The following is an 8086-nucleotide window of genomic DNA, read 5'->3' on the forward strand; positions in this document are numbered from 1 at the left end:
TAATGAGAGCACACATTTCGGGAATGCAACATTTTTTCTAGATCCCCTAAACAATGAAAGCTTCTACAGGTGTACATTTAACGGGCCAGCATATTTCGATGCAGCTACATTTGATTATAAAGTATGTTTTCGGGCAGCAAAGTTTACGAGAAGAGTTTACTTTAGACAGACGAATTTTCTAGATGCTGCTGATTTCACCGAAGTCTATGCAGAGAGATCAACGATTGTGGTTGGAAAAATATGTGCAAAGTCTTTGGGGAACATTCAAATTTCTAGCCGAGAAGTGGAGAGCTTTTCATTTTTTGATGTCACATGGCCCGAAACGTATGCGCCCAAAAATGAAAAACACCCGATAAATCTTGAAGAGCTTTATCGTGCGCTCAAACACAAGGCTGCCGAGGAACACGACCAACCTCAAGTCTCGCGCTGGCACTACCACGAAAAACTCATGGCACTTAGGCGTGGGGGTAGTGGAATATTCGAAGCCGTCATGCTGTGGCTTTACTGGGCCACCTCCGGCTTCGGCGAACGCGCTGTGCGCGCTGGGGTATGGCTGCTGGCCCTTGTCGCGCTGTCGTTTCTCGCCAACAGCATCAAGGAGCCCTGGGTGTGGGCCGAGCTGCCGGGAAGCGCGGCGGCGGGGTACACCATGGCCACCATCCCCTTTGCCAAGGACATTCCCGGCGAGGGCTGGGTGAAGGTGGGGCGTGGGTTCTGGCAATTGCTCATCGCCGTGCAATTCACCCTCTTCGCCCTGGCGGTGCGCAACCGCTTCCGGCGCTAGGGCCCTACCCCGCGCCAAGCAGCCGCCGCAGGCCGGGGCCGCGTTCCGCCGGGGGCATGCGCAGAAGCGCGCGCAAGAGGTCCTGCGCAAAGGCGCACAGCGTCTCCGGCGCGATGGACCGGGCCTGCTCCGGCTCGGCCAGGGCCGAGAAAAGCTGCCCCACCTGCTTGGGGTTGCCGTAAGACTTCTGGAATTCCGGCAGATTCTCCACGAACATGTCCGCCAGCGCGGCGTCGGCCTTGGCGGGCAGCGGCGCGGCATGGGGCTGCATGACGCTTGAGGCCAGGGTGAGGGCTAGGGCGGACTCCAGATCCTTGCGCACGCTGCCCTCCAGACGCGCCAGGGCGTTCTCGGTCAGCGCGGCGTCCATGGCCGAGGCCGGGTGCAAAAGCCCCAGGCACAAGAGCGAATCCGCGCCCTGCAAAGCGCCCAGCGCGGCCAAAAGCGCCTGGGCCAGGCGCGCGGCGGCCTCGTCCGAGGCGTTGGGCAGGCGGGAAAAGGCGGCGGAAAGGGCCTCATGCATGGCCTCGCCGCGCAGGCGCTGCTCCACGGGCGCGGCCTCGGCCTCCGTGGCGGAGGCCAGAGCCAGCACAAGCCGGGCATGCAGGGCCCCGGCGCGCTCGGGTTCGGCCTGGGCCAGGGCGCGCAACAGGCCGTCGGTGCGGAAGATATCGTTGGCGCGGGCGGTGGCGGCTTCCAGACGGGATTTTGCGACGTACGCGGCCACGGGTCCGTGGGCCAGGTAGCCCCCGGCCGCGCCAACGGCCAGAAACACGCCCACGGCGATGAGCGCGCGGCGGCCGCGCACAAAGCGCCCGCGCCCCCACCAGGCGGCACCCAGCCCGGCCAGGGCGGCCAGCGCAAGCAGCCCCGCCCAAAGCAGATACGTCAATGTCATATCAGCCTCCGCAAGGCCCTCTTGCCTCATTTTCCACGAGGAGGGAAGCGCCGCGCCCAAGCGTCCGGACGACCCATTCCGCCCTGCCGCGACGCGTGCGTCGCGATGTGCGCAAATATTTCACACCAAAAAGTTACTCCACCTGTAACTTTTATCAAAACACGTTGAAATAGAGCCTGTTACAAAGTGGCACAACCCTTGCTTTAAACATGTCAGGCGCGGAGACGCGGGCGTGGGGAATGCCCTGAGTGCGCACAAATGGTACACTATGGCCAAAAGTGCGCGAGCCCGGAAGCAGAGGCGGTTGCCTCAACATCCGGGATGATATAAGGGCAACCCCGCCTCGGCCGAGCGCCGCAGGAGCGGCCCTGTGCCGCTGTTTTTATGGGTGGAGCCTCAAAACTGTAATCGACCACACGCCATCCTGGAGTGGGCGGCACTATGCGCAAGAACGCACTCATCGTGCTCATCGTCATCGCGGTCAACCTGGGCCTGTGGGCCTGGTTCAACCGCCCGGCCGACCCGCAGCTCGACTTCACGGGCCAGGTCAAAGCCGTTTCCTTCAGCCCCTACCGGGCCGACCAGGACCCCCTGGTCAACAAGTTCCCCACGGCCGCTCAGATCGAGCAGGACGTGGCCTTCCTCAAGGGCAAGGTGGGCGCCATCCGCACCTACTCGTCCATGGAAGGCATGGAAGCCATCCCCGCCATCGCCGACAAGTACGACATGCCCGTCATCGCGGGCGCGTGGCTCGACAAGCGCCTCAAGCGCAACGAAATCGAGATGGCCGGGCTCATCAAGAATTTGCAGGAGCATAAGAACGTCACCCGCGCCATCGTGGGCAACGAATCCATCCTGCGCGGCGATTTCAAGCCCGCCGCCCTGTCCGAGTACATCCGCCGCGTGAAGGAGGCAGCTCCCAACGTTCAGGTGAGCACCGCCGAGCCCTGGCACGTGTGGATCAACAACCCCGAGCTGGCCGACAACGTGGACTTCATCGCCATCCACATCCTGCCCTACTGGGAACGCATCCCGGAGGAGAAGGCCATCGAGTGGAGCATGAAGCGCTACAAGCAGGTGGTGGAGCGCTTCCCGGACAAGCACGTGCTGGTGGCCGAAATCGGCTGGCCCAGTAACGGCGAGCGCTGGGGCAAGGCCAAGGCGTCCATCGCCAACGAGGCCAAGTTCCTGCGCCAGTTCATGAACCTGGCCGCCCAGCAGAACATCGACTACTGCGTCATGGAAGCCTTTGACCAGCCCTGGAAGCGCCCCCTTGAAGGCGTCGTGGGCGCGCACTGGGGCATTTGGAGCGTGGACCGCGAGAACAAGATCCCGCTGGTGGGCACCATCCTGGAGGACAGCCTCTGGCCCGTGCAGTGGGGTGTTTCCCTGCTCTGCCTGATCCCCATCTGCTTCTTCCTGTATAAGCGCAAGGACCAGCCCTTCCAGGGCAAGCTGTTCTTCAGCCTGCTGTTGCAGACCGTCACCAGCTCCATGGTCTGGATCGCCTTCACGCCCATCACCGTGGAGTTCCTGCCCGCGGAGACCGCGGCCTGGGCCTTCCTGCTGCCCATGCAGATCGGCCTGCTCGCCGTGGTGCTCATCAACGGCTTCGAGATGAGCGAGATGCTCTGGCCCGAGGGCTTGAAGCGCCGCTTCTACCCCCTGCGCCACGACTCGGACGAGGGCCTGCAGAAGGTCTCCATCCACCTGGCCTGCTGCAAAGAGCCGCCCGCCATGGTCATCGCCACCCTGAACTCCCTGGCGGCGCTGGACTACCCCGACTATGAAGTGGTGGTGGTGGACAACAACACCCACGACCCCGCCCTGTGGAAGCCCCTTGAGGAGCACTGCGCCAAGCTGGGCGAGCGCTTCCGCTTCTTCCACCTGGAGGAATGGCCGGGCTACAAGGCCGGCGCGCTGAACTTCGCCCTCAAGAACACCTCGGCCGACTCGCGCATCATCGCCGTGGTCGACTCCGACTATCAGGTGCGGCCCTCCTGGCTGCGCTCGCTGACTCCGTACTTCGACAAGCCGGACGTGGCCATCGTGCAGTCGCCCCAGGACCACCGCGAATGGGACCAGGATCCCTACAAGACGGTGTGCGCCTGGGAATACGACGGCTTCTTCCGCATCGGCATGGTGCACAGGAACGAGCGCAACGCCATCATCCAGCACGGCACCATGACCATGATCCGCAAGGCCGTCATGGACGAGGTGGGCGGCTGGGGCGAATGGTGCATCTGCGAGGACGCCGAACTCGGTCTGCGCGTGTTCGAGCGCGGCTACCAGGCCGTGTACGTGCCCGAGAGCTTCGGCCAGGGCCTGACCCCCGACACCTACTCCGGCTTCAAGAGCCAGCGCTTCCGCTGGGCCTACGGCGCGGTGCAGATCCTGAAGCGCCACTGGCGCGAGCTCATGCCCTGGAACAAGACCACCAGCCTGGACAACGGCCAGAAGTACCACTTCATCGCCGGCTGGCTGCCCTGGTTCGCCGACGCCACCCAGATCGCGGTGCTGGTCGTCAGCCTGTTCTGGAGCCTGGGCATGCTGGTGCTGCCGCGCTACTTCGGCACGCCGCTGTCCATCTTCCTGCTGCCGCCGCTGGGCGCGTTCATCTTCAAGCTGTTCCACTTCATGTGGCTGTACAAGACCCGCGTGAAGTGCGGCATCTGGGAGCGCATCGGCGCGGCCATCGCCGGCCTGGCCCTTACCCACACCATCGCCAAGGCCATGATCCAGGGCCTGTTCACCTCCAAGAAGCCCTTCCTGCGCACGCCCAAGTGCGAGGAACGCTGCGCCGTGACCCGCGGCCTGCTGATGGCCCGCGAGGAACTGATCATCCTGGGCCTCTTGTGGATCGCCGCAGGCGCGGTCATCGCCCGCTACGGCACCGAGAACCCGGACATCGTCACCTGGGCGGTCATCCTGCTGGTGCAGAGCGCTCCGTATCTGGCCTCCCTGTGCCTGTCGCTCCTGTCGGTGATGCCGAACCTGGTGCCGGGCTTCAACCGCCAGACCGCCTGCCAGAACACCTGCCAGATCGCTGGCGCCGCCGCTACCGGCGCGGCCGCCACGGTGAGCATTCCGGTGGAGAGGAAAGAAAAGGCGTAAGAGAAGCAAGGGGCGCTGCCCCTTGGACCCCGCCAGGGGGTATGCACCCCCTGGACCCGCATAAAGAATATGGCCCGGCCCTCGCATGAGGACCGGGCCTTTTCTTTTGGGCAAGGGGCTTGGCCGGGCGTGTAACCCAGGGCGGGGCGCCAGCGTCTCGATGGTACGTTGTGTGCGATTGCGCACAGTGCCAACACCTACCCGGAGGAGCCATGTCCACCATCAACGCCACAAACTCGCTCCTGGGTTCCGCCCTGGGCAATTTCAACATCGACGGCACCCTGAACACGCAGAACACAGAGAAGAACTCAAGTTCCGCCACCCAGGACGCAGACACCACGCCGGTCTCCAGCTCGGACCAGACCAGCCTGTCCCAGATGGGGCAGCTTCTGAGCCAACTGCAACTGCAGTCAACCACCGACCCCACGGCCTTCAAGAGCACCGCCAAGACCATCGCCGATAATCTGGCGACCAGGGCCGGAGAAGCCACCAGCGACGAGCAGAAGAGCGCCCTCACCGCCCTTTCCGCCAAATTCGCGGAGGCCTCGGAAAGCGGAAGCATGTCCAGCCTCACGGACGACTCTGGCGGCCTGGCCTCTGGCGGCTTCGCCGACGCCGGGGCGGGCACGGACTCTGTGACCATTTCCGATGAGGCCAAAACCCGGGCGGCGCAGAGTTCCTCCACCGCGGGCGCGTCCACGTCCGGCAGCGAAGCCGAAGCGAGTTCCGACAGCTCCACAAGCTCCGGCTCCGCCGGCACGGGAACGGCTGTGGCCGGATCTGCCGGGGGCACCAGCAACAGCGGCAAGACCGAGTCCCAGATCGATGATTTAATTGACGACAAGAAGCGGGAGATCCAGGCCGCCCAAGGCAAGGCGGACCAGGCCAAGGCTCAGGCCAAGGACGCAGCCGCGGGCTCCGACGAGTCCAAGACCTACGAGACGAAGCTGAGCACCCTGAACACCGAGCTCGCCGTGCTGCAAAGCGAAAAGATCCAGGCGCAAAGCTAAGCTGTTCCCGGCCCGCGCCGGAAAGAAAAGGCTCGGCCCTCGCGCGAGGACCGGGCCTTTTTGTTTGAGCTGTGATGCGGGGATGGAAGAAGGGAGAAGCTATTGGGCCTGGCCGTCCTTGCCGCCTTCAAGGACGCGGAACAGCTCCAGCCCCATGTCCAGCAGCGGGTCGCCCGTGCCCTGGCCATTCTGGCCGGACTGGGCTCCCTGGCCGTTGCGCGCGGCCGGGGCGGGCTCCGGCTCGTTCACGCCCACAAGCTTGAGCATGACCATGTCCGGCTTGAGCGTATACGCCCGGCCGTCGCGCTCCTGCTGGTCCGCGCTGGAGAGCGCGCCCTCCACGCCGGAGCGGGCCCCCTCGCGCACGCTCTCGCGCAGCACGGAGGCCGTGTCGAACACGCGGCGCACCGCGATGTCCTTCTGCCGGTAGCCGTCCCTGATGACCGTCAGCAGGTGGTCTTTGTCCTTGGGCATTTCCACGCTGCACGGGGTGCTGGGGCAAACCTGCTTGCCGTCCAGAAACACCACGGCTCCGCTGGGGTCTGTGCTCACGGGAATCTTCTGGGTGGCCACGCAGCCCGAGAAGGCGGCGGCAAGGCCGAGGCCGACGAGCACAGGTTGGAGCAGGGACCGGAGCAGGGGCAGCTTGGTGCGCATCATGGACTCTCCTTTGAGTTGCGGGTGGGCTGGCTGCAAAATATACGCTCCCGCCCCTTTGGACAAGCCTGGCCTGAAGCGCTGCCGACTGGTCGCAGGCCGCGTCTACTCGTCCGTGCGCCCGGCTCCGCCTAGGCCCAGGGCCTCGCGCAGGGCCTCGATGCCGCAGCCTTCCACGAAGCGGGCCGTGCGCTGGTTCTTGCGCGCGTTGGCCGCGTAATGCCGCAGGGTGCGCTCCAAGAGTTCCAGCGCGGCGTCCTCGGTGAGCCCGGTGGCCAGCTCGTCGGCCGCGCGCGGCCTGGCCCCGGCATTGCCGCCAAAGGCCAGGGTCCAGCCGTCCTTGCGGCCCACAAGGCCCACATCACGCACGTAGGACTCGCCGCAGCAGCGCGGGCAGCCGGAAAGCCCCGCGCGCACCTTGGCGGGCAGTTGCGCCTCCACAGAGAACCCGGCCAGAAGCGCTTCCACGCGCCCGGCCATGGCGATGGTGTCCTGTTGGCCGTTCGGGCAGCCCTGGCTGCCGGGGCAGGCCTGAACCAAACTGCCGCCATGCCCGCGAGCAATCTCGCCCGGGGCGCCCGCGGCCTCCAGGGCGGCGAGCACCGCCCCGGCTTCGTCCTCGGGCACGCCCATGAGCAGCACGCGCTGGCTGGACATGAGCTTGAGCATGGGCACGGCAAAGCGCCGGGCCACCTCGGCCACGGCCTCCAACTGCGCGGGCGTGACCACGCCGCCGGGCGTGCGCGGCGCAATGGAGCAGGTACGGGGTTCGCTGGTGCCTGGGTGTGTCTTCGGGCGCATGGGGCCTCCGTCTCTCTGATATGATTGGCTGCTGCGGGTGATGATCGCCTCCCTTCTAGCAGAGGAGAATCTTGCGCGCCTTGACTTGCGTCAGGCCGGGGGGAAGCTGGGAGAAGGGAATTACCAGGGCTGCCAGCCGCTGCTGCGGCCCGCGCCCGCTGGGCGCGGCTCGTCGGCCGTGAAGGCGTTCTCCACGTGCTCGATGCCGGCCACCGCGCCCGCGCGGAACAGCACGGACACGAGATCCAGACGGCAGGGGCGGTCCCAGAGGGCGTGCTTGGACAAGTAGCACTGGACGGCGCGCACCAGGCGCGAGCGCTTCTGCGCCGTGAGGCCGTCGGCGGGAGCGGCCAGGGAGCCCTCGGCCCGGGTCTTGACCTCCACGAAGATCAGCGTGTCCCCGTCCTCGCACACCAGATCAAGCTCCAGGCGGCCCAAGACGACGTTTCGCTCCAGCACGCGCAGGCCCTTGGCCAGCAAGTGCTCGGCCGCGGCTTCCTCGCCCAGGCGGCCTATTTCAAGGTGCCGGGCTTCGAGGCGGCCGTCGGGATGCCGGGCAGGCATGACTGGCGCTCCTTGGCGGTATCGGAAGCATGGTTGCCGGCGATTTCGGCCACGGCACCGGGCGGGAGCACCCCCCGGAAACTCAGGCGATGTACCGGGGAGGGGCCGAGGCGTTGCAGGGCCTCCAGGTGCACGGCCGTGCCGTAGCCCTTGTGCACGGCCAGGCCGTAGCCAGGGTGCAGGCGGTCCAGAACGCCCAGCAGATGGTCGCGGAAGGTCTTGGCCAGGATGCTGGCCGCGGAGATGGCGGGCACCAGG

At 65.7% G+C, this 8086-nt stretch carries 7 protein-coding genes and 1 pseudogene; 3 read left to right on the forward strand and 5 right to left on the reverse strand.

What is annotated here, in order from left to right; translation table 11 throughout:
* Positions 1 to 784, forward strand: a 784-nt coding sequence (locus VN419_RS05870; RefSeq protein WP_325645427.1) for a pentapeptide repeat-containing protein, incomplete at its 5' end; no start/stop codon positions are given.
* A gap of 4 nt (positions 785 to 788) precedes the next feature.
* Here the strand turns inward: VN419_RS05870 and VN419_RS05875 are convergent.
* The gene (locus tag VN419_RS05875; RefSeq protein WP_325645429.1) at positions 789 to 1682 is read right to left on the reverse strand and encodes a hypothetical protein; all 894 of its coding nucleotides are present in this window, start codon (positions 1680 to 1682) and stop codon (positions 789 to 791) included.
* 441 nt (positions 1683 to 2123) lie between these two features.
* Between VN419_RS05875 and VN419_RS05880 the strand changes: the two genes are divergently transcribed.
* Together VN419_RS05880 and VN419_RS05885 are read left to right on the forward strand one after the other, a co-directional pair.
* Positions 2124 to 4796, forward strand: coding sequence for a glycosyltransferase (locus VN419_RS05880; RefSeq protein WP_325645431.1), 2673 nt, complete (start codon positions 2124 to 2126; stop codon positions 4794 to 4796).
* Between the two features lie 212 nt (positions 4797 to 5008).
* Positions 5009 to 5806, forward strand: coding sequence for a hypothetical protein (locus VN419_RS05885; protein WP_325645433.1), 798 nt, complete (start codon positions 5009 to 5011; stop codon positions 5804 to 5806).
* Between the two features lie 99 nt (positions 5807 to 5905).
* On the opposite strand, the gene VN419_RS05890 is transcribed toward VN419_RS05885, so the two are convergent.
* The 4 genes and pseudogenes from VN419_RS05890 to VN419_RS05905 all read right to left on the reverse strand — a co-directional run.
* Positions 5906 to 6466, reverse strand: coding sequence for a PEGA domain-containing protein (locus VN419_RS05890; RefSeq protein ID WP_325645435.1), 561 nt, complete (start codon positions 6464 to 6466; stop codon positions 5906 to 5908).
* A gap of 102 nt (positions 6467 to 6568) precedes the next feature.
* Positions 6569 to 7264 (reverse strand): NAD(P)/FAD-dependent oxidoreductase, encoded by a 696-nt coding sequence (locus VN419_RS05895; protein ID WP_325645437.1) that lies wholly within the window; start codon positions 7262 to 7264, stop codon positions 6569 to 6571.
* Between the two features lie 120 nt (positions 7265 to 7384).
* Positions 7385 to 7828 carry a YraN family protein gene (locus VN419_RS05900; RefSeq protein WP_325645439.1) on the reverse strand — a complete coding sequence of 148 codons (444 nt, stop codon included), beginning with the start codon at positions 7826 to 7828 and terminating at the stop codon, positions 7385 to 7387.
* Positions 7777 to 8086: pseudogene (locus VN419_RS05905) on the reverse strand (hypothetical protein); the annotation flags it as partial. The pseudogene VN419_RS05905 and the gene VN419_RS05900, both read right to left, overlap by 52 nt.

The sequence above is a fragment of the Humidesulfovibrio sp. genome, from assembly GCF_035560995.1.
In the GTDB taxonomy this organism is placed as follows: domain Bacteria; phylum Desulfobacterota; class Desulfovibrionia; order Desulfovibrionales; family Desulfovibrionaceae; genus Humidesulfovibrio.

Excerpts from the sequence above, each read along its gene's own strand:
- VN419_RS05875 (WP_325645429.1), bottom strand. The coding sequence starts at position 1,682 with ATGACATTGACGTATCTGCTTTGGGCGGGGCTGCTTGCGCTGGCCGCC.
- VN419_RS05880 (WP_325645431.1), top strand. The coding sequence starts at position 2,124 with ATGCGCAAGAACGCACTCATCGTGCTCATCGTCATCGCGGTCAACCTG.
- VN419_RS05885 (WP_325645433.1), top strand. The coding sequence starts at position 5,009 with ATGTCCACCATCAACGCCACAAACTCGCTCCTGGGTTCCGCCCTGGGC.
- VN419_RS05890 (WP_325645435.1), bottom strand. The coding sequence starts at position 6,466 with ATGATGCGCACCAAGCTGCCCCTGCTCCGGTCCCTGCTCCAACCTGTG.
- VN419_RS05895 (WP_325645437.1), bottom strand. The coding sequence starts at position 7,264 with ATGCGCCCGAAGACACACCCAGGCACCAGCGAACCCCGTACCTGCTCC.
- VN419_RS05900 (WP_325645439.1), bottom strand. The coding sequence starts at position 7,828 with ATGCCTGCCCGGCATCCCGACGGCCGCCTCGAAGCCCGGCACCTTGAA.